This is a genomic window from Kitasatospora purpeofusca, assembly GCF_036010405.1.
GTDB lineage: Bacteria > Actinomycetota > Actinomycetes > Streptomycetales > Streptomycetaceae > Kitasatospora > Kitasatospora purpeofusca.
On record NZ_CP108561.1, the window covers coordinates 2310840 to 2337740 of the forward strand.

Sequence of the window (26901 nt, forward strand, 5' to 3'; positions counted from 1 at the left end):
ATGTCTCCGACCAGCACCACGACGAGGATGGACGTGCACACGACTAGTCCCCTGAGTCCCGAGGACCCGCCCGAGATCGGCGGCTTCGAACTCCTTGCCCGGATCGGCCAGGGGGGCATGGGTCAGGTCTATCTCGGCGAGTCCCCCGGCGGGGAGCAGGCCGCGGTCAAGGTGATCAAGCCCGCCCTGGTCGACTCGGAGAGCCGGCTGCGCTTCGCTCAGGAGATCGAGGTCCTCAAGACCGTCTGGGGAAACCGGGTCGCGGCCTTCCTGGACGCGGATCCCGAGGCGGAACCCCCGTGGCTGGCCACGGAGTACGTGGAGGGCGCCGATCTCCGCAGGCATGTGGACGCGTACGGCCCGATCCCTGCCGTCCTGGTGGCTTCGCTCGGCGCGACCCTCGCCGAGGCCCTCGCCCTGGTGCACAAGCAAGGACTGCTGCATCGGGACCTCAAACCGGCGAACGTCCTGCTGGGACCGAACGGTCCCAAGATCATCGACTTCGGCCTCGCGGTGTTCGCCGAATCGGGCTCCTCCCTCACAGCCCCGAACACAGTCGTCGGCACACCTATGTGTATGGCTCCGGAACAGGCCGGCGGCGTGAAGCCCCTTACGGAGGCGGTCGACGCGTACGCGTTGGGCGCGGTCCTCCTCTTCGCGCTGACCGGCCGGTATCCCTATCAGGCAGCCAACGTCAATGTGCTCTTCCACATGGTCACTGATCCGGACACCCCCCCGAACCTGACCGGCGTCCCGACCGAGCTGTCACCGATCCTGGCATCAATGCTCGCCCACGAAGCGAAGGACCGACCATCCCTACCGTCCGTGGTCAAGGAGTTCCGCACCGTCATCGAAGCCCACGGGCTCAAGGTCACCCAGGCCCGCCGACAGCTGACAGCCCTCACCACGGCGAAGCCGGCTCCCGGGTACGAGGCAACGGCCCCGACCGTTCAGCTCCTCCCACCGGTCCCGACCGACACACCCCCGACGCAGGCCCCGCCTGCACCGCTCTTCGTCCCACCGCCAAGTCCAGCCCCGGACGAGAGCCCCGCCTACACACCGACGGTCAAAGACGTTCCGGCGGCGACACCCACACCCGCCTGCGCACCTGGACCTGCGTCTGCTCCACCTTCGGCGTCACCGCCCCGCGCACCCCGACGATCGCTTCAGGCTCGTCGCACAGCCCAACAGCTGCGCGAGACCTACGCGGCCAAGGCCCCGTTCTGACCGAGGCCGGTCCTCTCCTCGCCCGCGCCGTAAGCTCTTCACCTGGTGCACTGTCTCGCGAGGACGGCCGCCACCACCGCAGCGCACGATGAACACAGGAGGCAGCGGGTGACCCCCGAGCTGAGCAACGCCGAACCGACCGGGACCGTGGAGGACCCGTATCCGGCGGGCGCGCAGGTCTTCGTTCGGGACGAAGTGTGGCTCGTAAGGAACAGCGCGCTCACCGAGCACGACGGCGCCCGGGTCGAAGTGGTCGGCGTCTCTGACTTCGTCCGTGACCAGGAGGCGGTCTTCTTCACCGCCCTGGACCGGATCGAGCTCGTCGACCCCCGGCAGACGAAGCTCGTCGCCGACGACTCGCCGAACTTCCGCCGCTCCCGCCTCTTCCTGGAGGCCGTGCTGCGACGGACCGCCCTGCCCCAGTCCGAGCGCGGCCTGGCCCTCGCCGACTCCTTCTTGCTGGACCCCCTCCACTACCAGCAGCGCCCGGCCCAGCTCGCGCTGTCCGGGCGCAACCTGCGCCCCAGGATGCTGATCGCCGACGTGGTGGGCCTCGGTAAGACGCTGGAGATCGGGCTCACCCTCGCCGAGCTGATCCGGCGCGGCCGCGGGGACCGCATCCTTGTCGTCACCCCGCAGCACGTGCTGGAGCAGTTCCAGCACGAGCTCTGGACGCGCTTCGCGATCCCGCTGATCCGGCTCGACTCGGTGGGCATCGAGCGGATCCAGCGCGAGATCCCGGCGGGCCGCAACCCCTTCACCTACTTCAAGCGCGTGATCGTCTCGATCGACACCCTGAAGAACACCGACCAGTACAAACACCACCTGGAACGGATCAGCTGGGACGCGGTCGTCATCGACGAATCGCACAACCTGATCAACCGCGGCTCGCTGCGCAACCAGCTCGCCCAGATCCTGGCCCCGCGCACGGACGCCCTGATCCTCGCTTCCGCCACCCCGCACAACGGCGACGCGAAGTCCTTCGCCGAGCTCATCAGCCTGCTCGACCCTGCAGCCATCCGCGACCCGGAGAACTACCGGGCCGAGGACATCGAGCACCTCTTCATCCGCCGCACCAAGATCAGCCAAGAGGTCCGCGAGCAGATGAAGGGGCAGTGGGCGGACCGCGGCCCCTCCCGGTCGGTCCGCTGCGCGGCCACTCCGGCCGAGGAGAAGATCTTCGAGGAGCTGGCCGAGGTCTGGCTGCCGTCCGACGGCCGGAAGTCGGTCAGTGACGTACCGCTCTTCCCCTACACCCTGCTCAAGTCCTTCCTCTCCTCGTCTGCCGCGCTGAAGGCCACCGTCGAGACGCGGATCAAGACCCTGGAGAAGAAGGAGATCCAGTCGGCCGTCGCCGCGGAGCGGGACGCCCTTCTGCGGCTCCGGGAGTTGGTCGGCGTCATGACCGACGCGGACTCGGCGAAGTTCACCGCACTCGTCGCCGAGCTGCGGGCGATCGGCGTGCGGCCGGGCTCCGACACCCGCGTCGTCGTCTTCTCCGAACGCGTGCAGACCCTGGAATGGCTGCACTCCGTCCTCCCCACCGCGCTCGGGTTCAAGGGCCGGACAGCCCAGGGCGCCGTCCGCATCATGCACGGCGGCCTCAGTGACGAGCAGCAGATGCAGTGCGTCGAGGACTTCGGCCTCGCCGACACCCCTGTGCGCGTCCTGCTCACCGGCGACGTCGCGTCCGAGGGCGTCAACCTCCACCGCCAGTGCAGCCAGCTGGTGCACTACGACGTGCCCTGGTCGCTGATCCGCATCGAGCAGCGCAACGGCCGCATCGACCGCTACGGCCAGGCACGCGCCCCCGAGTTCCGGGCGCTGATCCTCACCAGTGAGGTCGAAGGCGCGAAGGACGACACGCTCGTCGCCGAGCGCCTGCTCGACCGCGAGCGCGAGGCCCACCAGAAGCTCGGCACGGCGGAGGCCGTCACCGGCCTCTACCGCGCGGAGGCCGAGGAAAAGTCGCTCATCCAGGACCTGCTGCGGGGCCGCACGGTGGAGGAGTCGCTGGAGGCGCACCGCCCGCAGGCCGACGAGGCCGACGGCATGGACGACTTCCTCAGCGACTTCTTCGGCTCGGTCGGCGAGGAGCCGGCCGGTGAGGACACCTCCGTGCCGCGCGCCGACGTCCCGCGCCTGTTCGCCTCCACCCGTGAATTCCTGGACGAGGCCCTGCGCGAGGTCTACCCGGATGCCCAGAGCACCCTGGAGATGGACCGCGACGAAACCTCCGGCCTGATCTCCTTCCGTCCGCCGACCGACCTCCTCCACCGGCTCAAGGCCCTGCCCCTCGACTACGTCCGCGAGCAGCGGCTGCGCGAACGCCTGCTCGTCACCCTCAACCGCCGCCTCGCCGAGCACTCCCTGCAACGGGCCCGCGAGTCCTCCACCTCCAGCTGGCCGGAGATCTCGCTGCTCACCGACCTGCACCCGGTGGTGGAGTGGCTCACCGACAAGGTGCTCGTACGCCTCGGGCGGCAGGAAGCACTGGTGATCACCGCGGACGTCGTCGAACCCACGTACCTGATCCAGGGCGTCTACTCCAATGCCCTCGGCCGGCCGACGGTCGTCAAGTGGATGGCGGTCACGCGGGACGGTGCCGTCGATGACGACATGGTGGCGATACTCCGCCGCTCTGGCGTCGGCCCCACAATGGCCAACCCGCTGAAGCACTGGCCCGTCGAGCGGCTGGAAGGCGGCATCCCCGCCGCGCTGGAGCGCGCGGAGGCCTTCCTCGAACACCACCGCGCGGCCTGGGACGAGCCGCTGCGCGAACCGATCGAGAAGTACCGGCTGCGCCTCGGCGCCTGGGAGCAGCCGACCCTGGCCGGGGAGCGCACCAAGCAGCGACTCGCCGGCATCGCCGATTCGCTGCTCACTACCGGCCGGCCACTGCTTCGCGTCCTCGCCGTCCTCGCCCCCACGCCGCCCCAGGCCGTCTGACCCCTGAGAGAGCCAGTAATGACGTTCGACTCCCTGGTGAACCGCGGCGACTACTTCTCCGCCCATTACCTCGCCGAGGTCCTGCCCAAGGACCTCAAGTCCGGACTGCTGAGCGTGTGGAAGGAGCGCGAGGAGGCGGCGAAGGCTGCGGCCGCCGACGACGATGCGGAGCAGGACCCGGACGCCCTGCCGGTCACCCCGCGGGCCGGCCTGCGGGCGTTGCGCCGTCCCTACTTCCGTTCGCGAGCAGGCTTCGCCCTCGCCGAGTCCGCGGACAGCGCCGATGGTGTGACGGGGACAGACGATGTCGCCACCTACGGCTCCCCGGCCTGGCGCGAGCAGGTGCGCGCGCTGAACGCGCGGGTACTGCTGGCCCTCGGCTACGACGCCAAACCCGGCACCATCACGGTCGAGCGGGCCGACCAGGCCCACCAAGTACAGGTCGCGCACAGCGAGAAGGGCCTGATCGCGCTGGACTGTGGCTGGGCCGCCGAGCCGGACGCGGCCCTGGACCCGGACGGCCCCGGGCGCCTGCTCGAACCGCTGGTACTGGACGGGCAACACACCATCGCCACCGGCTCGAAGCTCGCCTCGTTCCTGTTCGCCTGCGAGGACGCGCCCCGGTACGTGCTGCTGCTGGTGGGCGGCGTGGTCGTTCTCGCCGACCGGATGACCTGGGGCGAGGGCCGCTACCTCGCAGTCTCGCTGGACGGGGCACTGGAGCGCAACGACACCAAGGCCGGCGGCGAACTCGACACGGTGGCGGCCCTGTTCGGCGCGGACTCGCTGCGCACGCCGGAGGCGGGCGGCGAGAACCCGCTCGCGGAGCTGGTCGACAAGTCCACCAAGCACGCGGTGGGTGTCTCCAGCGACCTGCGCGACGGGCTGCGGATGAGCGTCGAGCTGATCGCCAACGAGGTGCTGGACCGCATCCGTGGGAACGAGGGCGTACGGCCCGAGGACGTCATGGAGCTCTCCGAGTTGGAGAAGCAGCTGACGCGGGAGTCACTGCGGTATCTGTACCGGATCCTGTTCCTTCTGTATGCGGAGGCCCGGCCGGAGCTGGGCATCCTGCCGGCGGACTACCCCGAGTACCAGCAGGGGTACGGGCTGGGGCGGCTCGGTGAACTCGTCGCTGAACGAGACCTGGTGGACGAGGAGTCGCGGCGCGGGATCTACCTGTACGAGTCGCTGGACCTGCTGTTCCGCAAGGTCCAGAACGGCTACCGGCCGCGGCAGACACACGGGGTCGTGGAGGAGAAAACCTCCGAGGACATCGGCCTTCGGTTCGAGCCGCTGCACTCCAAACTCTTCGAGCCCGAGTCCATCAAACTGATCGGCAAGGACTCCGTCCCCGACCCGCGCTTCGACGCCGACGAAACCGGCGAGGAGCGCTGCCTCGACACCCGCCTGCGCAACGCGACGCTGTACAAGGTGTTGCGGCTGCTGATGCTCACCAAGGGCCGGAAGGGCGAGCGCGGCGGCTTCATCTCGTACGCGCAGTTGGGCATCAACCAACTCGGCGCGGTGTACGAAGGCCTGATGTCGTACAAGGGGTCCGTGTCGGACAAGGAGCTGTGGGAGGTCGCCAAGGGCGGCGACCCAAAGGACGGCTCGTGGCTGATCCCGAGGTCGAAGGTCGACGAGTACCCCGACACCGTGTTCGTGCGCACCCGGGACGAGGACACCGGCGAGGAGGTGCCGGTCCGACACAAGCCGGGCTCCTTCGTCTACCGACTGTCCGGCCGCGACCGGCAGACCTCCGCGTCGTATTACACGCCCGAGTCGCTGACCAAGGTGACGGTGCAGCTCACCCTCCAGCACCGCCTGGACCAGGACGGCACGGTGACACCGGCCCGTGAGCTGCTGGACTGGAAGATCTGCGAACCAGCCCTGGGTTCGGGCGCGTTCCTCAACGAGGCGATTAACCAGGTAGCGGCCGAGTACCTGCGGCGACGCCAGGACGAACTGGGCGTCGCCATCGACACGGAGAAGTACCCGGTCGAGTTGCAGAAGGTGAAGGCGTATATCGCCCTGCACAACTCGTACGGGGTCGACCTGAACGAGACTGCGGTCGAACTGGCCGAGGTGTCACTGTGGTTGAACGCCATGCACCCCGGCATGGAGGCCCCCTGGTTCGGTCTGCACCTTCGACGCGGCAACTCGCTCATCGGCGGGCGGCGCGAGGTGTACCCGGCCGAGAAGCTCAAGAAGGGCATCTGGCTAGGGACGACACCCGAGCGCTTCCCGCTGGCCGACGCAGTGAACGGGATCTCGTTCCCGGAAGGCTCGGTCCACCACTTCCTGCTGCCTGCAAAGGAGTGGGGCGCGGCCGCTGCCGAGAAGGAGGCCAAGGCACTCGCACCCGAGGCTGCCAAGGCTCTCGGTGCATGGCGCAGGGCAATCACCAAATCTCCCAACGCCAAGCAGATCACCCGTCTGCAAGGCCTGGCGCGGCGAGCCGAGTACCTGTGGAACTTGGTGGTACGGCGCCTGGAAATCTCCGAGCGCGACATCTCCCGGCGCATTGATGTGTGGGGCGCCGGGGAGGAGTGGCTGCGTTGCCCCGAGGTTGCTGTGCAGCGGGAAGAGGTACTGGCTGATCTCCTCGCAGTCGACACCCCGTATTGGCGTCTCAAGATGCTGATGGATGCGTGGTGCGCACTGTGGTTCTGGCCGGTCCAGGAGGCTGCTTTGCTTGACGGCACTGCAAGCCGTTACCAGCGCGTCCCGGATGCTCCCGTAACCGTGGCCCTCGAAGGAAATTCGTCCGATATCCTCCTGTCGTGGGAGGCGGATGACCTCTTCGGAGGCGTCAGCGAGTCCGGTGAGCTGACCAGGCAGGCGGCCGAGCGCCACCGTAACGCCGGCCGTCGCAAAGAGGCGATCCGCGAGGTACGTCGTTCGGTGATCGCCCTTGCGTCATTCGACGATTGGCTCGACTTCGCTGAGGCACTGCTCGGCACACACGAGGTGCCGTCCGAGTCTCTGGTCTCAGCATTCGAGACCCTTGAGGAGCTGACCCCGTACGAGGATGGACTGCCCGACCTCATGGGCATGGACCGAGCCCACTGGCTAGAGTCCCGCTTCCCCTGGGCTTCGATCGCGCGCGACGTGGCGGAGGTTCACGGCTTCTTCCACTGGGAATTGGAGTTCGCGCAGGTCTTCAGCCAGGGTGGCTACGACATCCAAGTAGGGAATCCGCCATGGGTGCGTCCGGACTGGGATGAAGCGCTTATCCTAGCCGAGCTAGACCCGTGGTTCACACTTGCGGATAAGCCAAACATGGACGACTGGCGCTCCCGAAAAACCGAGCTTCTCAACGGCGATAATCTCGACTACATCCTCGGCGAGCAAGCATCCAATACCGGAATCGTCAGCGTCCTCAGTAGCTCGGCCATGTACTCACTGGTCGCTGGCACGAGACCTAATCTATATCGCGGCTTCATGTGCCAGATCTGGAACCATACAAACAAACCGGGAATGGCCGGACTAATTCATCCTGACACCCACTTCGGAGGCACGAAGGAAGGACGCCTTCGCGAAGGCGCATATAGGCACCTCCGCACCCATGCTGGATTCATCAATGGCAAGAACTGGGCATTCCCGCATCCAGTTGGACATACCACCAGCTTCGGATTGCATATCTACGGAACACCTCAGGATATTAATTTTCGACACTTCAGCCAGCTTTATGGAGCAGAGACTCTTTCCGAGTCACTGACACACGACGGATCGGGGCCCCTTCCAGGAATCAAGAATAACGGCACATGGGATCTGCGCCCCCATTCCCGACGACTAATCCGAGTAAATCTGGATCGACTCATCGAATGGCGCTCCCTCTCCGGCGCCACCAGCGAGCCGGTGGCCCAAACTCCGCTATTGACACCTGTTACCGATGCAGAGGAAGCAGCAATCTCTGCACTCTCGTCAAATGCCGATCGCCTGGGATCGCGTGATCCTAAAATTACTATCGGCATGTTTGAGAATCTCGCCACCAAGAAGCTTGGCCTGTACCGCCACCACACCAGTAGGCCCGACTCCCTCTCGGATGTCATCCTCCAAGGCCCCCACCTGGGAGTCTCTAACCCATTTGCCAAGCAGCCAAATGTTCCGTGCAATAGCCATCTCGATTGGTCCGGCAATAACCTGCCTACCCTGCCGGTGAGCATGGTGCCACGAGTCAATTACATTCGATCTTGCGAAATCGATCGCTACCGATCAGTTCAGGATCGCTGGAATGGACGCCCCTATACGGAGTACTTCAGGCTTGCCTGGAGGGCCATGATCCCATTTGATACTGAGCGGAGCCTCTTTGCGGCACTCATCCCTCCAGGGCCCGCCCATGTCCACACAGTCCAATCCATGGCCCTTCCAGACAACCGCGCCACCGCAATGAGTGCGGGTTTCTGGGCATCCCTCCCTCTGGATTACCTACTCCGCATCACCGGCCGCTCCCATCTCCAGGTCGCCGAGGCTCTCAAGATGCCAGCCCCTACAACCGACCACCCACTTGCATCGCCGCTCCTCCTGCGCAGCCTCCGTCTCAACTGCCTCACCGATGCTTACGAACCTCTTTGGGAGGAACTGTTCCATCCAGCCTGGCGAGGCTACGAGGACTGGGGCTATAACAACTGGCAATGCGTCAAGCCTCTGGCGGCGAACCTCACGCCAACCTGGCAGTACGACACACCTCTCCGAACCGAGCATGAGCGTCGCGCGGCTCTCGTCGAGTTGGATGCGCTCGTGTCAGTCTGGCTTGGAATCACTGCCGACCAACTGGTCGCAATCTACAGATCTCGCTTCCCAGTCCTCGCCGACTATGAAGCAGACATGTACTTCGACGCCAGCGGTCGCAAGATCGCTCGCAACCACAACACATACGGCCACGGCCAAACCAAGGATGCCTATCCCGCCCTTCTCGACCATCTGACCAACCCCGCCACCACACCGCCACCCGAGGGCTACACCGCGCCGTTCTACAAGGCTGACCGCGAGACCGAAATGCGTGCCTCCCACGTTCAATTCCAGGCTCGCCTAGATGCGGAGATTGCCGCTGGCCGGTGGGCTCCGATGACGCCCGACGAGGATGGATCGTGACCGACATCAACGGCTCCGCTGGTGGAAAGTCTAGGTACCCCGCACCGGACGCCCTGTTCGCGCTCGACGAGCCCGGAACACAGCTCCCCGTCGAGTTCGACGACGGCGGCAAGAGCTCCGGCGTCGAGTCCGAGGACATCGGTGAGCGGATCGCCAGCCCCTTCGATCCCAGCAAGATCGAAGTGCTGACCCGTACCCCCACGGTCTCGCTCCTCCTCAACCGCATCCGGCGCGACACCATCGACCTCGCTCCGGATTTCCAGCGACGTGCCGGTATCTGGACGGTGAAGGCGCAGAGCAGGCTGATCGAGTCGCTCCTGCTCCGGATCACCCTTCCGACGCTCTACGCCGCCGAGCTGGACGACGATTCCTGGGCGATCGTGGACGGCGTGCAGCGGCTCTCCACCATCGCTCGCTTCGTCGACCCCGATTCCATCGATGCCGATCCCCTCCACCTCACCGGCCTGGAATACCTGACCGAGTTCAACGGATGTTCCTTCGCCGACCTCCCGGGCCGCCTCCAGACCCGGATCGAGGAGACCGAGCTCGTGGTCCTCCTCATCCGTCGCGGCACGCCGGAGGAGGTCAAGTTCAACATCTTCGCCCGGATCAACACGGGTGGCCGCCCGCTGACCCGGCAGGAACTGCGCCACGCTCTGATCCCAGGCCGGGCCCGCACCTTCCTGCACGAGCTCGCCAACACCGAACCGTTCCTCAGCGCGACGTCCCACAGCGTCTCCCCGGAGCGCATGTCGGACCGCGAGATGTGCCTGCGCTTCCTGGCCTTCAGCCTCAACTCGCCCGAGTCCTACGCCTCACAGGACTTCGACGGATTCCTCCGGTCCGCCATGCATGAGATCAACACCCTCTCGCCGGAGGAACTCGCCACCCTGGCCGGCCAGTTCGCCCACTCGATGGGGGCGGCGGAGCGAATCTTCGGCGTACACGCCTTCCGGAAGAGGTTCCCGGGCTACAACCGGCGCTCGCCTGTCAACAAGGCCTTGTTCGAGATCGAGTCGGTCAGCCTGGCCGGCATGCGCGCCGACGAGATCGACCTGCTCGAAGCCCGGCGGTCGGTCGTCGAGGAGAAGTTCATAGGGCTCATGGACGACCCGTTGTTCATGGGCGCCGTGTCAGCTGGCACCGGCGACGTCGGCAAGGTGCGGCACCGCTTCCGCGAGATGGATCGGATCCTCGAGGAGACGCTCGATGCTTGAGAACGTCGGTATCACCAACTTCAAGGCCTTCGCCCGCCAGGACATCGCGCTGGCCCCCTTCACACTCCTCACCGGGCTGAACTCCTCCGGCAAGAGCACCGTTCTCCAGTCTCTCGCGCTCCTGCGCCAGTCCCAGGGCGCCGGGCTCCTCCACCTGTACGAGGACGGCGGCGGCTTCCTCCTCAACGGTGAGCTCGTCGAGCTCGGCACCGGTCAGGACGTACGGCACGACACCTACGTACGCCATGAGTCGGACCTCTCTGACGATCGCAGTATCACACTCTCCGTGACTACCGACGGCACCCGTTTCGTCTGGTCCGCGGCGTACGGCCGTGAGGACGACCTGCTGAGGATGACCGACTGTCCGATGGGCCCGGACGCCTACGCCGCGGACGAGTGTTCGCTCTTCCAGTCCGGGTTCCAGTACCTCAAGGCCGACCGGATCGTTCCGGCCGTCAGCTACCCGCGCTCCCACCAGGCGGCCGTGGGCCGTGGATTCCTCGGCTCACGGGGCGAGCACACCGTCAACTTCCTCCGCGCCCACCAGGACGACTTCGTATCGGCCGGCGCCCTGCGGCTGGACGACACCCACTCTGCGTCGCTCCTCTCCCAGACCGAGGCGTGGATGCAGCGGCTCTGCCCGGGCGTCAACCTCCAGGCCGTGGGCATCGACGGGACCGATACCGTACGCCTCAGCTACGGCTTCGGCTCCGGCGTCTCCGCCTCCAATCGCTACCGTCCGACCAACGTCGGCTTCGGGCTGACCTACGCCCTGCCGATCGTCGTTGCCTGCTTGTCGGCCCAGCCGGGCTCCCTAATCCTCCTGGAGAATCCCGAGGCGCACCTCCACCCCCAGGGGCAGACCTGGCTGGCCTACCTCGCCGTGGCCGCAGTCGCCGCTGGAGCGCAGGTGATCGTGGAGACCCACTCAGACCACGTCCTCAACGGCCTTCGCATCGCCGTGAAGGACGGACGTATCCCCGCTTCCTCCACGGCCGTCCACTTCTTCCGGCGCCACGAGCAGACCGCCGAAGTGATCAGTCCCGTCATGGGCGAGGACGGCATGCTCTCAGAGTGGCCGACGGGGTTCTTCGACGAATGGGAGAACTCCCTGGAGAAGCTTCTCGACTGACCTCCCGCGCCACGTTCCGGAAAATGATCCTCAACAGAACCCCAGGGGTGGGAGTGTCACTGACACTGTTTCTCAACGAGCTGTCCTGCGAGTCCGAGTCCGGCCCCAGGGAGGTGGACACGGCGATGGCTGGATTCGTTGACACCCTGCGCCACCTCAAGAGCTGGCAGAGCATCGCGTTGATCACCAAGAGCCCTCTGCCGGCTGCCGAGTTGGCGCGCGGGTATCTGTACCAGCAGTGGGTGAACGCGAACCCGCAGAACCGCGACCGGCATCGGTACCTTCTGGCCCTGCGCAGCCGCTCGCCCTTCCGGGACGCCGTCCAGTTGACACTCGACCCGGACGAGGTCGAGTACCAGCACGACGGCCGCACCGTCGAGGGCATCGCGTTCGCCCACCTCACCGATGGCCTCGCCGTCAGTCTCCCGGTATCGGCGAAGTGGGCCACTCCGTGGCTGGACGTCGACATCCAGCACCTCACCGAGGACGGCATCGAGAACAGCTTCGGCCGTGCACGGCACTGCTCCCACCCGGACGAGGCCGACGAACACAAAGCCTGGGCCCAGGACACGGCCACGGCCTCGCTCACCACCCCCGCGGAAATCCTCGACGCCTGGGACGAGTTCTTCCCGCACCTCCAGAAGATCCCCCGCTTCGAGCGCTGCCTCCGCCGCCTCGACATGAAGTGGCACCGACCGGTCCGCAAGCTGCTTATCGACCTGGAGGCGACGGCCGCCGGCTGGGACCCTGCCACCTCGCCCGAGCCACAGTGGCAGCACCCGCACATCACGCCGGAATCCCAGAACCGTCAGCACTTGTGCACCTTCACCGACCTTGACGGTAAGGACCGCTGCTTCTCATGGCACGGTCGCTTCACCCCGGGGAAGGGACGGCTGCACTTCCGTCTCGTCCACGAGGAGCAGGCGATCCGACTCGGGTACGTCGGCGACAAGCTCGGTAGCGACGCCGACTCCTGAGAGGCGGCCCTTCCGGGCACACACGCGGGACGGCCGGGTCCGCCTGACGGCACAGCGGACGAATCCACCCCCGCTACGCCGGCGATGCGCCCACCGCACCGCGCCGGTCGCGCGCGACGGCCACCGAATCCGGTCCGGCCCCGGGTAATGCGACTCCCGCGCAGTCGGCAGACAGACTTCCGGAACGCCCGCGGCTCCGCCATGCCCGCCACTCAGACCACTCGTTGATACCTGGAAGGCCGAACCAGGCCAGAAGGAAAGACGCTGTCCGCTCCGCCGGAGGAAGTCCGTGACTGTATCCGCGCCACTCGCCGAACCCACCGCGCCACCAACCGCACCGGAGAGCGGGTTCACCACCAAGGACGTCCTGCAGTTCGGCGCGAGTCTCCTAGCCCTGCTGAGTCTGCTGCTGTTCGCTGTGGGCTACACCGCGATCGACGAGTACTTCGCTGCCTCGCGGTCCCGCACGCTGTGCGTGCCTTGAACACGTACACCACCGCACCAACGCCGCCGACGCCGATTCCGCCCGCGGCCTGCTCCTCCTCGCCGCGCTCGCCGAGTGCTGGGGCACCCGCGCCTGGCGATCCGGGCAAGACCGTCCGAGCGGAGTGCCCCACGCAGATGAGTCGGGCAGTCGGCAATCCAGGGGATCCCCAGCCGTCGTGATCAGCGCTGGGTAGGCTGACGCCGTCCCGCTGTGACTGGCACACAACCACTCGGATCGGCATCCCTTGCAGCATCGATTCACCCGCCTGAACGTCGTCAACTTCCGGACGCTCACGGACACCGAGCTTCCGTTGGGTCCCTTGAACGTCCTGGTCGGCCCGAATGCGGCAGGCAAGTCGAATGTCCTCAAGGCCTTCGGATTCCTCTCCGACATCGCGCGCCAGGGCATCGGCCCGACGCTCGAGGCCTCCGACGGATACCCGGAAGTCGCTCACCGAGGCGGCCGTCGCACAAAGTCCGAGCTGAGCATCGGACTCGAAGGTGTGTGGACCGAGCACGCCACCGACGCACGCCCGGACACGTACGACCTGACCCTGCTCGAACGTCGGGCTCCCGGGGATTCCGACGACCAGCACGTCCTGTCCAGGCGGGAGCGGTTCGTCCAGCACCTCGGCCCCGCCGCGGCATCCACGATCGAGCTGCGCCGGGACAAGTTCCTCGTCGACAGTCCGCTCCGCGAGGAACTGCCGACGGCGCCGGGCTACCTTCCGGACCGGTACGTGAGCGGCCTCCAGGAGTCGGCCGGCCTCCCGGCGACCGGCGCGTCCTTCGACGCTGTGAGAACGATCGGCCGACACATCTCCTCGGTCCGCATCTTCGATGCCGATGTGCGCAAAGCGCGCAAGCCGTCGCCCATCGGCTTCAGCGGCAGAAAGCTCGCCAACGACGCGAGGAACATCGGGGACTTCCTTCTGGAGCTGAAGAAGGACTCCTACGCCTGGGACTCGCTGCTCGACGACGTCAGGTACGTGGTGCGGGACATCGAGGACATCGAGGTCGTGCCGACCCCCGGCAAGCCGGACCGCGTCACGGTCATGCTGAAGGAGCGCGGGCTGCGCGGCCGCACCCAACTCGCCGACGCATCGTTCGGCACCGTCCGGTTGCTGTGCCTCCTGTCGCTGTTCCACGATCCGCACCCACCGATCCTTACCTGCATCGAGGAGATCGACCACGGCCTGCACCCTCACGCCCTCGGCCTCCTGTACGAGCGCCTTAGGGACGCCAGCGAACGTTCCCAGTTCCTCGTCATCAGCCACTCACCGGTCTTCGCGGACTACCTGGAACCGGAAGAGCTCGTGATCTGCGAGCGTGACGAGTCGGGCGCTTCCCAGATTCCTGCCATCAGGGCCGAGAAGATCCAGGCAATTGTCGAGGCCTCCGAGGGACTTCCCCTGGGCAAGCTCTGGTTCTCCGGGACTCTCGGCGGTGATCTGTGAGCGGCCGAGGCAAGGGCAGCCGACCGAAAGCCCCGAAGTCCATCATCGCCGTGGCCGGCGAGGGCCCCTTCGACCGGGAGGTACTGCAGCACCTCATACCGGAGCTCTTGCCGAAGCCCGGGCCGAAGGTCGTCCAGATCAAACAGGACAAGATGCGGCTGGACAAGGCCAAGGCCCGGCTCGCACCGACCCTGGACGAACTCCGTCAGATCGCCCAGGCCCTGGCGGAAAGGCACAATGCCCAGCTCTTCGGCATCGTGGTCCATGTGGACATGGACGGCGTCACGAACAGCGTCTACGAGAAGACCCGGGACGGGCTCTCCGGTGAGCTTCAACGTGCCTTCACGAAGTGCAACTCCGCCCTCGCCCTGGCGGCCTCCGAGATGGAGGCATGGCTGATGCTCTTCCCCGGCGCGTTCCCCAAGACCAAGCCCAACTGGAAGCTGGACGCGAAGGACGCCGGGCGAGACCTCGGCATGATCGCCGATGCCAAGAAGCACTTGGAGACGCAGCTCCGCACGCCTCGGTACGAGGAGAAGCACGCCCCGTCCATCATGGAGCAGGCCGCGAAGCACAAGCTCGTCACGCCCCGACCGAAGGCCCGCAACTGCTCCTACACCGAGTTCGTCAAGGAACTCGAAGCCTGGTCGTGACCGAGAACGGGGCCCGATAGGTCGGTGCCGCACTATACGGTGTGGGTGATCCAGTGATCGAGTGATCCACACTCCGTGAAAGCGCACGTCGAAGGAGTCCGCCGTGAGGCCCACCCTGGCCGCCGCGCAGGTGCGCGGCAGTCTGACGCAGTACCTCACGACGACGTACGCCCTCGCGGACGAGGACACCCGCAGCGCCCTCGAACGATTCCTCGGTCACCCGGAGACCGGGATCTTCCGCGGGCCCTACCTGCGGATCAGGACGCCGTTCCACATCGCGGACGAGGGCTGGCAGCGGCACCTGGAGTGGCAGCCCGGGTTCCCGCCGTACCGGCACCAGGCCAAGGCCTGGGAGCGGCTGAGCACCCTGCACGGCCCGGCCCGGCCGACGCTGGTGACGACCGGTACCGGCTCGGGGAAGACCGAGTCGTTCCTCATTCCCGTGCTCGATCACTGCCGCCGGGAGAAGGCGCGCGGGCGGCGGGGGGTCAAGGCCGTCCTGCTGTACCCGATGAACGCCTTGGCGACCGACCAGGCCGGGCGTATCGGGGACTACCTGGCGCAGCCGGAGCTGGCGGAGGTCACAGCCGGGCTCTACATCGGCGACCGTCCGGACACCGACTTCCGGCGGGTGATGACGCGCCGTGAGGAGATGCGGGTCTCGCCGCCGGACGTGCTGATCACCAACTACAAAATGCTCGACCTGCTTCTCCAACGCGGTGAGGACCGCCCGTTGTGGGAGGGCGCCGAGATCACCCACGTGGTCCTGGACGAGTTCCACACCTACGACGGGGCGCAGGGCACCGACGTCGCCATGCTGCTTCGGCGGCTGGCCGCCGTCGTCGGGGCCACCCGTCCGGGCAGCCCGCTCGGGTCGATCTGCCCGGTGGCCACATCGGCCACCCTCGGCGAAGGTCGCCCCGGCGGTCAGGCGGGCGGCATCCTCGATGTCGCCGCCCAGGTGTTCGGGATGCCGTTCGCGCCGGACACGCTGATCGGCGAGGAGCGGATGTCCGCCGAGGAGTTCACCGGTGCGGTGGACTACGAGCTTCCCGAGCCTCCGACCCCGCAGGAGGTCATCACGGCTTCGGGCGGTCCGGGCGTGGAGTCGAACCCCAAAATGCTGGACCTGAACGGCCTCGCGACCCGCATGCTGGGACGCTCCGGGCTCGACGCCTTCCAGGTCGGGCGGATGCTGCGGCGCCACGACTTCACCCATGGAGTCCTGGCCCTGCTCGACGGCGAACCGCTCGACGAGTGGGGCCTGCGGGACCGTTTGGCGCGCTTCGGTTACGCGTGGGGCCGTACCGCGCGGGAGAATCCCCGGCTCGCGCTGCAGGCGCTGTCCCGCTTCGTCGCCCTGCTGTCCGCCGCGCGGGACCCGGATTCCGACGAGCGACGACCGCGCCCTCTGTTGCACGTCGAGGCCCACCTGTGGGTCCGGCCGGTGACCAGGGTGCTGCGAGGCCTCGGCGGTGCGCCGGAGTTCCGCTGGTACGAGGACGACCGGACGGCTGCCCGCCGGAACGCGACCGCCGCGCTGCCGCTGGACAGCGAGGACGGCGACTCCTCGTCCGGCGGCTGGCCGTCGAGCGGCTCGCAGCGGCCCGAAGCACTCCCCGGTGCGGACACTGCGGTTCGCCCGGCACAAGTCCACCTCCCGGCCGTCTACTGCCGCAACTGCGGGCGCTCCGGGTGGGCCGCGCTCTCCCCGGAAGCCGACCCGCAGCAACTCGTGATGGCCCACGACAAGATCTGGCGGGCAGGCCTCGGACGGGACAAGCGGCGCATCCGCTACTTCATCTCCGCCACCCGGGCAGAGAAGCAGGAGGCGCTCGCCGCCCTCACCGGTTCCCGGCCGGCGAGCGGTGGGGTCGACCCGCTGTCCGTGATCGTGCTCGACGGGGCACAGGGCACCTACCGCATGCCGGTCACCGCCGACGACGGGGATCTGCTCGATGCCTGGTTCGCCCTGGCGATCCTGGACAAGAGGACCGCCGACAAGGCGGCCACGGACGACCGCTGCCCCGCGTGCAACACCGACAACGGCATCCGCTTCCTCGGTACTGCCCTGGCAGCGCTCGCCTCGGCCACCGTCACGCAGCTGTTCACCGGCGGCGACATCGCCCTCGTCCCCGAAGAGCGCAAGACGCTGGTCTTCAACGACTCCACCCAGGACGCGGCACACCGGGCCGGGTACATCGCCAACGCCTCCTACAAGTTCTCCCTCCGGTCCCTGCTTGCGCACAACCTGGAGGACTCCGGTGCGCCGCTCCCGCTCAACGACCTGATCGGCAACGTCCTGGACTCGGTGGACGACCCCGGCACACTGGCCGCGGTCGTCCCGCCGGACCTGCACGACGAGGTCGGCGTGGACCGGCTGTTGTCCGGGCGGGGCACCGGTGACGCTCGTACCTGGAGGCTGATCGGCGAGCGGCTGGCGTTCGCCACCGTCATGGAGTTCGGGCTGCGTTCAAGACTCGGGCGCACCCTGGAGCTCACTCGGACGGCCGCAGCCGAGGTCGTCCTGGAGGAGCCCGACCGCGTCGCCGCTCTCGCACGGGATCTGCACCTCGCCCTGCCGGGCCAGCTGGTCGCTGTGGGGTCGATGCCGACCTCCGAGCGCTACGTCGCCTATGTGCGTGGTTTGCTGGAACGCCTGCGTCAGCGTGGTGGGGTGCGGCATCGCTGGCTGGAGCCGTGGATGAGGGACGCGGGCGTCGCCCGGTTCAAGATCTGGGGCGGCCGCCCCGACGGCATGCCGGCCTTCCCCGACGGGATGGCACCGCCGCGGTTCCTGCTCGACGGGCAGAAGGACAAGTCACAATTCGACACGGTGTCGGGCCGGGGCGGCTGGTACCAGGACTGGACCAGGCGGTGCCTCGGGCTCGACTCCGCCGGTGCCACCGAGTACCTGCGCCGGCTGCTGCCCGCGCTCGCCGACGAGCAGGTCCTGGCCGTCCGCACGGCACAGGACCGCACCACGCGCGTCTACGGGCTTCAGCCCGGCCATATCGAGGTACGGCTGCTCGACGACTCGATCGTCAACAAGGCCTTCGTCAGCTGTGAGGACTGCGGCTGGCAACAGGTCGTACCACCCGAACGACGCACACGCTGGTACGGGCACCCGTGCCCCCGTTACCGCTGCAAGGGAATCCTGACACCGCCGCAGTACGGTGCTTCCCCCACCGGTGGCACCACGTCCGGCTTCGGCAGCGTCCAGGAACGCGACTACGCCGACGACTACTACCGGCGTCTCTACCTGACCGGCGGCACCTTCCGTGTGGTGACCGCCGAGCATACCGGCATGCTCACCCGCCCCGAGCGGGAGCGGGTCGAGCGGGCGTTCCGGTCCGGCGCGCACTACACCGACCCCAACGTGCTGTCCTGCACGCCGACCCTCGAACTCGGCATCGACATCGGTGACCTGTCCGCCGTCCTGCTCGGCTCCCTGCCAGACGGACCGGCGAACTACGTCCAACGGGCCGGTCGCGCCGGCCGGAAGACCGGCAATGCCCTCGTCGTCGCCTTCGGCGGCCGCAGGGCCCGCGACCTGTACTACCTCGACGATCCGCGCGAGATGATCGCCGGCGACATCGTGCCACCGGGTTGCTACCTGTCCGCCGTCGAGATCCTCCGCCGCCAGTACACGGCACAACTGCTCGACCTGGCCGCCGCCGGGAAGCTGACCACGGCCGACGGCGAGCGGCTGCAGCCCGTGCCCAGGCTGGTGTCGGCACTGTTCGGCACCACCGGATGGTGCCAGGACCTGGCCGACGCCGCACTCACCCACGGAAAGACCCTGGTGGAGGAGTTCCTGGCGCTCTTCCCGAGCGGCACCAGCCCGGACGAGGACGCCGGTGTCTCCGACCATGCGGCCGACGAACTGCGCGCCTACGCCACCGGCGGCATCGCCCGCTGTCTGCAGGAGGCCGAGGAAGCCTGGGTGCTCCGCCGCGAGGAGCTGAAGCGCCGCCTTTCAGCCATCAACAAGGCCGCCGATGCCCTGGTACCGACCGACCCGGAACAGGACCGCGAGCGGCGGGAACTGCGCGCCGAACTGCGAAGCACCGCAGACCTCCTGGGTGCGCTGAACCGGGCGAGCGCCCACGGCGCATTGGTCGAGCTCGGGCTGCTGCCCAACTACAGCCTCGCCGACACGACCACCAGGCTGGAGGCCACCCTCTACTGGCGGGAGGACCCGACCGAGGCGGACGGAGTCACCACGAACCCCGGGGACTCGGCGGGCGGGACCGCCCAGGTCTACCGCAGCGAGGTCCGCGGCTACGACCGCTCCCGTCGACTCGCCCTCACCGAACTCGCGCCAGGAAGCAGCTTCTACGTCAACGGCTACCGGCACGTGGTGCGGGCCCTGGACATCGGCAGCTCCGAGAGGCGGGCCTGGTCCGTCTGGCGACTCTGCCCGTCCTGCGGGTTCGTCCGCACCGAGAACGCGCTCACCGACACCGATCCGTGCCCCCGCTGCGGTGGTCGTGCCATCGCAGACGCCGGGTGCGTCCAGTACGTACTCCAGCCCCGTCAGGTGGTGGCCCGTGACAAACGGGACGACGCCCGGGTCCGTGACGACAAGGACGAACGGGAGCGCCGGCGGTACTCCGTCCTCACCTCCGTCGACATCGACCCTGACCAGCTCGCCCCCGGCTCATGGCGTCACAGGACAGCGACCTTCGGGGTCGACTTCGCCCGCCGTGCGGTGGTACGGACACTCAACCTGGGCCTCGACCGCCAGGACGGCAGCAGCACCGTGCCCGTGGCCGGCGAGGACGTTCGCCTCAACCCGTTCTTCGTGTGCACGAGTTGCGGAGGTGCAACGGCCGACGGCCGCCCCGTCGTCGATGCTCCGGCAGAGGCCCTCACCCAGTCGCTCAGCACTCCTTCCAGGGCCGGCGCCCACCATCTGCTCTGGTGCCCCCGCCGGCGGGCGCCGCAGCCCGCCGGATCCGGCCGGAGCGAGCCGCAGGACGTACCCCTGCTGCTCGCCCACGAGTTGACCACCGAGGCCGTTCGAATCCTGCTGCCCGCCTCGGTGGCACGGGTGAAGGAGCGCTTGGCGTCCTTCACCGCGGCCCTGTTCGTCGGCATAGCAGCACGTTACGGCGGCGACCCGGACCACATCGACATCGCAGCCGCCTCCATGCCCGACGGCAGCGACTCCGACTGGCCCCAACGCTTCCTGGTCGTCTACGACCGCCTTCCCGGCGGTACCGGCTACCTGCACCGGCTGGCTTCGGCGGACGGCTTCAAGGAGGTCCTGCTCAGGGCACGCGACGTCATCGAGAGCTGCCCCTGCCAGGAGAAGAGCCAGGACGGCTGTCACCGCTGTCTGCTGCGCCGCGTACCGGCCACGGATTACGACAAGGTCAGCCGCAGCGAGGTCCGCCAGATGCTCGACGACTTGCTCGGCACGGACGGGGAGCGCTGGCACACCTCGCCGGTCACGACCACGCGTCACATCTCCCTGGAGCAGCAGGCCGAGAGCGATCTGGAGATCATGTTCGTCGACACCCTGAGGGAGTGGGCCCGACTGCCCGAGTCCCGGGCGAGCGCGGACGCCTACACGACCTCGGCGGGGACGTACTCCCTCGAACTCCGCCTGACCGGCAACGACGGCTCGACCGTGAGCTGGCGGGTCTCCCAGCAACGGACTCTGGACGGCACCCGCCCGGACGTCCTCTTCGAGCGGCTCGACGCCCCCGGACCCCGGCTCGCCGTCTATCTGGACGGCTACGAGTACCACGCCGGCCCGCGGCACAACAGGCTCGCGGACGACGCTGTGAAGCGCGCTCGGCTCCGGACGGACGGCCTGCGTGTCTTCCAGCTCACCTACTTCGACGTCAAGGACTGGCGCCGCCTCGTCTCCGACAACGGCCACGCCGGCGGCGGGCCGAACGCCCCGGTCTGGCGACCCTACGGACCGGGTGGCGACGGGGAGGAGAGGGCACGGAAGTACTACGCCAATGTCCGCAGCAGCCTGCCGGGCGAACTCTCCGAGACCGTCTGGGTCAACCCCGCCAACCTGCTGCTCGCCTACCTGCGCTCGCCGGGCGCCGCCCGGTGGCAGTGGCGCGCGGAGGCCGCCGTTGCAGGGCTGACCGGTGTCACGGGAGCACGCGCCGCCGCACTTACGGTCGACGCGGTCGGACCGCAAGTCCGCACGGCCGTCGGCGGCGGAGTACCTGCCGGTCCGCGAGGACCGGTGCAGATCATCACCGCTCCGGACCGCTCGGGCCTCCGGTTGGTCCTGGCCGCCGACGGACGCCGCACGCCACCAGTCTGGAGCGCGCTCGCCGTCCTCGACGACGCCGAGCGTGTCCACGATGACGAGCCGTCACACAAGCAGCGCTGGCGTTCTTGGCTTTTCTGGACCAACCTGCTGCAGTTCCTGGAGCACGGCGGCGGCGACAGTGTCCAGCTCACCACGGGCCTCCTGGACGGCTTCTCCGTCGAGACCCTGACGGTGAGCGGCGGCGACGGCTGGCTGGCGTCGACCCGGCAGACCCCGGTAGGGCAACAGCAGGGCCCGAAGGATGTCCCGGAAGGTCCGGGTCGTGTGTCTCCGGCCCCCCTCGTACCGCAGGTCGGCAAGGGAACTTCCGCAGAGGCGGCGGTCCCTGTCCCAGCCTCCGAGCCCGACGCGGCGTGGATCCGGGTACTCGAATACCTCGACCCGGACGAGGTCGGCCTCGCCGAGCTCGCACATCACCTGGCGGAGGCCGGTGCGCCCGCTCCGAAGGGCGGCCACGAGCTCGACAGCAACGGCTGGCAGGCCGAACTCGCGTGGCCCGAAGAGCGGATCGGCATCGTTCTCGCTCCTCGCGTGGCCGGCGGGGAGCAGGACTTCGAAGCCCAGGACCGTGACAAAGCCTTCCACGCCGCCGGCTGGGACGTCCGCCCGGCCATGAGCTGGGACGCCCAGGCACTCGCCGAGCGGCTCGGCCTGCGGGGCTACGGCCGGACTGCACCTCAACACCGACGAAACGGCACGACCACCGACGGAGAATCAGAGCGATGAAGACCCCGGGAATCACCCTTCGCCTGTTGGACAAGGCGGACAAGGAGATCCTCAAACTCCCCCGCTCGGTCAAGGGCGCCCTTTACGACTTCCAGCACAAGTTCAAGGCGAACCCACAGGCCACCGGCCTCAAGCTCCAGCAGCTCAAGGGAGACAGCCGACTCTGGTCGGCCCGGGTCAACGATGACCATCGTGCCCTGCTCCTGCGCCTGGCGGACGACGACTGGCTGATCGTTGCGGTCAAGCACCGCAAGGACGTCTACGAGAACCTCGACCGGCTCGCCTACGGGATCAACCACATCACCGGCGGCATCGAGTACGTCGACCTCCAGGTGGTGGAGGAGAGCCTCCTGCGGGTCCTCGCCCCGGCACCGCCGACGTCAGGTCGCCAGCCGGTCGAACCGGCCACGCCCCGCGGACTCTTCGCGGACTGGAGCGACGAGCAGCTGAGCGACCTCGGGGTCGCCGCGCCGCTCCTCCCGGTCATCCGCACGCTCACCACCGAGGACCAGCTGCTCGGTCTCGTCGAATACGCCCCGCAGCTCACCGCGGAAGTGCTCCTGGCCATCGTCGACGGCAAGGACTTCGACAGCATCCTCGACCAGGTCACCACCCCGGTTGCCGTGCCTGATCCGGTCGACCCGGAGGACTTCCAGGCTGCCGCCGAACGACCCGCCACCATGGTCACCACCTCCGACGCGGCCCTGGAGGAGGTTCTGAAGGACGGCGACTTCGGACGCTGGAAGGTGTTCCTCCACCCCACCCAGTCGAAATTGGTGGAACGCACCTACTCCGGGCCGGCCCGTGTGAGTGGTGGCCCGGGGACGGGCAAGACGATCGTTGCCCTCCACCGCGTCCAGCACCTGGTCGACCGGCTGCCCCGGGGCCACACCAAGCCCGTCCTTCTCACCACCTACAACAAGAACCTCGCCGCGGACCTGCGTTCACGTCTCCTCGAACTCGGAGGGGAGGGGCTACTGGCCAGGGTGGAGATCAGCCACGTCGACCAACTCGCGCTTCGGGTCGTCCGGGAGGCCGAACCGGGCAACTCCAAGCAGACGATCGACGACAACCAGGCCGTACGCGAGTGGCAAGCGCTGCTTGACGAGCTCGGTGAGACCGCGTGGGATGCCGAGTTCCTCCACGAGGAGTGGACCCAGGTGATCCTCGGGCAAGTGATCGGATCACGCGCGGACTACTTCAGGGCTCGCCGGGCGGGGCGCGGCAGCATCGGTCGTACCGAGCGCGCCGAGATCTGGCAGCTCGTCGAGCGCTTCACCCAGCGGCTGGACCGCTCCCGACGGCAGACCTGGGACCAGGTGACCGAGCGGGCGGCACGTCTGGAAGTGGAACGCGAACGGCGGATCGCCTCGGTCGAGGCCCATCGTGACGAGGCCGGCGGTTTGGACAACATCCACCTCCAGGACGGCTCCAAGGGCTGGCTGCGATACCGGTACCAGCACATCGTGGTCGACGAGGCACAGGACCTGCGTCCGGCTCACTGGAAGATGCTCCGGGCCATGGTCCCGAGTGGCCAGGACGACATCTTCCTTGTCGGTGACACCCACCAGCGCATCTACCGGAACCAGGTGACCCTCGGAAGCCTGGGTGTCCACATCCGGGGTCGCTCGTCAAAGCTCACTCTCAGCTACCGCACCACGCGCCAGATCCTGCGCTCGGCCTTGGACGTCCTCAGCGGAGAGTCCTACGACGACCTCAACGGCGGCGAGGAAACCTTGGCGGGCTTCCGCTCCGTCCTCAACGGCTCTGCTCCCCGGCTGCACCCCTGTGCTGACTGGAGCACAGAGCGAATCGCCATCGCCGAGCACATCGCAGCCTGGAGCGCCCACCCCGACGAGCGGATCCCCCTGGAACAGATCGCAGTCTGTGTCCCCACCAACCAGATGGCGGGAGAGGTCGCCTACACCCTGGCACAGCACGGAATCCCTGCGGTGGAAATCGGCCCCGACGGCCCCAAGAGCGACGATGGGGTGCACATCGGCACGATGTTCAGGTTCAAGGGCCTGGAGTATCAGCGGATGATCATCGCCGGGGTCCGCAACGGTTTGGTGCCGCGTGACAACGTGAACCGTCTGAAGGGCACTGACCTCGTGCGGTACCGCCGGGAAATGCAGCGCGCCCGCTCGCTGCTCTTCGTTGCCGTCACTCGTGCCAGGGACAGCGTCGACATCTTCTGGCACGGCGAGCCGAGCCCCTTCCTGAAGCCTGTACTTGCCCCCTGAGCCGCGTCAGGCTCGTGCGACCTCCCGGTTCGGGACCGTCAACCATTCACCATCAACAGCCACATCCCGCCTTCCGAAGCAAGATGTAGAAGCCTTAAACCTCAGCGCTCCCGTCTGCATTCAGGGGATGTCGGGGAGGGCCGGGGCGTGGAGGCGGGCGCCCTCGTAGCCGTGGACCTCGCCGAAGCGGGTGGTCCGCTGAGGAGGAGGGTAATGGTGGTGCAGCCGGGCACGGTGAGGACGGCGCACTCGAAGTCGAGGTCCCACGGGAGGTGGAGATCGGTGGCGGCGGCGACGGTGATGTTGGTCATCCGGCGCCCCCGGTTAGGGAGCAGACGGCAGACCACCGTGTTCTCACCCACGGTGCCTGGCGGGCAGTCAGTAGCTCGCGGACCGGCTCGCATCCGGACTGGCCGTCGCAGGTGGTCGGGGCGGGCCGGGCGTCGAGGTTGCTCATGGCGTGTTCACCACCGTAATGCGTCGGGCCGGGCCCGGGCCGGAGGACCGCCGCTCCCGGGCCGGAGGGGTCGTCGCAACGAGCCTCCACCAGGGTGCGGCGATCCTCCATCCGGGACCACCCGGCCGCCGCGTCAGTGCGCGCAGGCCCACCCGGCGCCGGCGGTGGCGGCGTCCGCGAGGGTGCGCAGCTTGGCGACCGCCTCGGCCGGGTCCTCGGCCCCGTACACCGCGGAGCCGGCGACGAAGACGTCCGCGCCCGCCTCGGCGCAGCGCTCGATGGTGCTCGCCGACACCCCGCCGTCGACCTGGAGCCACAGTTCGAGGCCGTGCTTGGAGATGAGCTCCCTGGTCCGGCGGATCTTCGGCAGCATGATGTCCAGGAACGCCTGGCCGCCGAAGCCGGGCTCGACGGTCATGATCAGCAGCATGTCGAGTTCCGGCAGCAGGTCCTCGTAGGGCTCGATCGGCGTGGCCGGCTTGAGCGCCATCGACGCCCGGGCGCCCTTGGCGCGGATCTCGCGGGCGAGCCGGACGGGGGCGGCGGCGGCCTCGACGTGGAAGGTGACCGAGCCGGCGCCCGCCTCGACGTACTGGGGCGCCCAGCGGTCCGGGTCCTCGATCATGAGGTGGCAGTCGAGCGGGATGTCGGTGGCCCGGGCGAGCGATTCGACGATCGGGACGCCGAGGGTCAGGTTCGGCACGAAGTGGTTGTCCATCACGTCGACGTGCAGCCAGTCCGAGCCCCGCACGGCCTCGGCCTCCTGGGCGAGGCGGGCGAAGTCCGCGGACAGGATGCTGGGGTTGATCTGCGCCATGGGGCCTGTTACCTCTTCTTGCCTGCGTGCCGAGGGTGTTCGGAGTCCCGGGGCCCCGGGGCCCGGCGGTCCGGGCCCGGCACCCTGGGGTCCGGGGCGCGCACGGGGCGCGCACGCGCCCATCATCCCTCGCGCCGTCGGGGGCGTGTCACCAGTGAGACCTCCCCGTGACCGTCATCACACCGGGGGCAGGGTTATCGTGACGGCCACCGTGGTCATCAGGCCTGTACGACACCGTATCCCTCCCCCTCGCGCTCCCCGCGCTCCTTCGAGGAAGGTCCTCCGTTGGCCGATCTGGTCCACCCCGCCCGCGCCCTGTGGTGGCTCTTCGAACCCGTGCACGCCGTCACCTACTTCACCCCCGAGGGCCTCGCCGCCTTCGAGGAGGTCGGCCTGCGCGGCGTAGCCCGCAGTTACTTCGGCGGCCGGGCCGCCCCGCTCGGCGCGGTGGACGCCCCGCCGGTGATCGCCGCGTTCTTCAACTTCGCGCCCGCCCCGATCGAGCGCGCCCTCCCGGCGATCTGGAAGCTGGCCGCCCCGGAGGCCGCGCTCGCCGCCCGGATCGACGGCGCCTCGGCGGCCCTGAGGCGGCTGCTGGAGCACGTCGACCCGGCTCAGATCGAGCTGGCGGCGGACCTGCTGGCGGACGCGGTCACCCGGTTGGACTGCGCCGGCCGGGTGCTGGCCGCCGCCAACGCCGCCCTCCCCAGCCCGTCCGACCCTCACGGGCGGCTCTGGCAGGCCGCCACGGTGATGCGCGAGCACCGGGGTGACGGCCATGTCGCCGCCCTGGTCGCCGCCGGCCTGGACGGCTGCGAGGCGCTGGTGGTGCGCTGCGCCCTGGACGTGCGGCGCGAGGCGCTGCAGCCGGTGCGCGGCTGGACGGACGCCGAGTGGGACGCGGCGGCGGCCCGGCTGGTGGAGCGCGGCTGGATCACCGAGCGCGGCACCATCACCGAGTGCGGCCGGATCCGGCACCACGCCCTGGAGGCCGCCACCGACCTCGCCGCCGCCCGGGTCTGGGAGCACCACCCGAGGGCCGAACTCGACCGGCTCGCGGCGGCCCTCAAGCCGATCTCGGCACTCTGTCGCGGCGCACTGCCCCCGATCAACCCGATCGGCCTCCCGGCGACCACCACCGCCTGAGCGGCGG

Annotated in this window: 13 protein-coding genes; 12 read left to right on the forward strand and 1 reads right to left on the reverse strand. The window is 68.3% G+C overall.

Going from position 1 to position 26901, the window contains the following annotated elements:
• From OG715_RS09850 to OG715_RS09900, 11 genes are all read left to right on the forward strand, one after another.
• Positions 1-1227: a serine/threonine-protein kinase gene (locus OG715_RS09850; protein ID WP_327064130.1), complete on the forward strand. Its 1227-nt coding sequence runs from the start codon at positions 1-3 to the stop codon at positions 1225-1227.
• Positions 1228-1335: 108 nt separating this feature from the next.
• Positions 1336-4176: a DEAD/DEAH box helicase gene (locus OG715_RS09855; RefSeq protein WP_266275445.1), complete on the forward strand. Its 2841-nt coding sequence runs from the start codon at positions 1336-1338 to the stop codon at positions 4174-4176.
• A gap of 18 nt (positions 4177-4194) precedes the next feature.
• Positions 4195-9276: a class I SAM-dependent DNA methyltransferase gene (locus tag OG715_RS09860; protein ID WP_266275443.1), complete on the forward strand. Its 5082-nt coding sequence runs from the start codon at positions 4195-4197 to the stop codon at positions 9274-9276.
• Entirely contained in the window at positions 9273-10493 is a 1221-nt protein-coding gene (locus OG715_RS09865; RefSeq protein WP_266275441.1) for a DUF262 domain-containing protein, read from the forward strand. Before OG715_RS09860 ends, OG715_RS09865 begins: the two co-directional genes overlap by 4 nt.
• Positions 10486-11625 carry an AAA family ATPase gene (locus tag OG715_RS09870; protein ID WP_266275440.1) on the forward strand — a complete coding sequence of 380 codons (1140 nt, stop codon included), beginning with the start codon at positions 10486-10488 and terminating at the stop codon, positions 11623-11625. Before OG715_RS09865 ends, OG715_RS09870 begins: the two co-directional genes overlap by 8 nt.
• Positions 11626-11750: 125 nt before the next feature.
• Positions 11751-12602, forward strand: coding sequence for a hypothetical protein (locus OG715_RS09875; protein WP_266275439.1), 852 nt, complete (start codon positions 11751-11753; stop codon positions 12600-12602).
• A 289-nt stretch (positions 12603-12891) separates the two neighbouring features.
• Positions 12892-13086 (forward strand): hypothetical protein, encoded by a 195-nt coding sequence (locus OG715_RS09880; protein ID WP_266275438.1) that lies wholly within the window; start codon positions 12892-12894, stop codon positions 13084-13086.
• A 247-nt stretch (positions 13087-13333) separates the two neighbouring features.
• Positions 13334-14545 carry an AAA family ATPase gene (locus OG715_RS09885; RefSeq protein ID WP_266275437.1) on the forward strand — a complete coding sequence of 404 codons (1212 nt, stop codon included), beginning with the start codon at positions 13334-13336 and terminating at the stop codon, positions 14543-14545.
• Positions 14546-14652: 107 nt separating this feature from the next.
• Positions 14653-15198, forward strand: coding sequence for a hypothetical protein (locus OG715_RS09890; RefSeq protein ID WP_266275436.1), 546 nt, complete (start codon positions 14653-14655; stop codon positions 15196-15198).
• Between the two features lie 103 nt (positions 15199-15301).
• Positions 15302-22231 carry a DEAD/DEAH box helicase gene (locus OG715_RS09895; protein ID WP_266275433.1) on the forward strand — a complete coding sequence of 2310 codons (6930 nt, stop codon included), beginning with the start codon at positions 15302-15304 and terminating at the stop codon, positions 22229-22231.
• The gene (locus tag OG715_RS09900; RefSeq protein ID WP_266275431.1) at positions 22228-24474 is read left to right on the forward strand and encodes a UvrD-helicase domain-containing protein; all 2247 of its coding nucleotides are present in this window, start codon (positions 22228-22230) and stop codon (positions 24472-24474) included. Before OG715_RS09895 ends, OG715_RS09900 begins: the two co-directional genes overlap by 4 nt.
• Positions 24475-25064: 590 nt before the next feature.
• On the opposite strand, the gene rpe is transcribed toward OG715_RS09900, so the two are convergent.
• Entirely contained in the window at positions 25065-25748 is a 684-nt protein-coding gene (gene rpe / locus OG715_RS09905) for a ribulose-phosphate 3-epimerase (RefSeq protein ID WP_266275429.1), read from the reverse strand.
• A gap of 285 nt (positions 25749-26033) precedes the next feature.
• Here rpe and OG715_RS09910 point away from each other — a divergent pair, with 285 nt between their 5' ends.
• Positions 26034-26894, forward strand: a complete 861-nt coding sequence (locus OG715_RS09910) for an SCO6745 family protein (protein WP_266275427.1) — start codon at positions 26034-26036, stop codon at positions 26892-26894.
• The last annotated feature ends 7 nt before the right edge of the window (positions 26895-26901 follow it).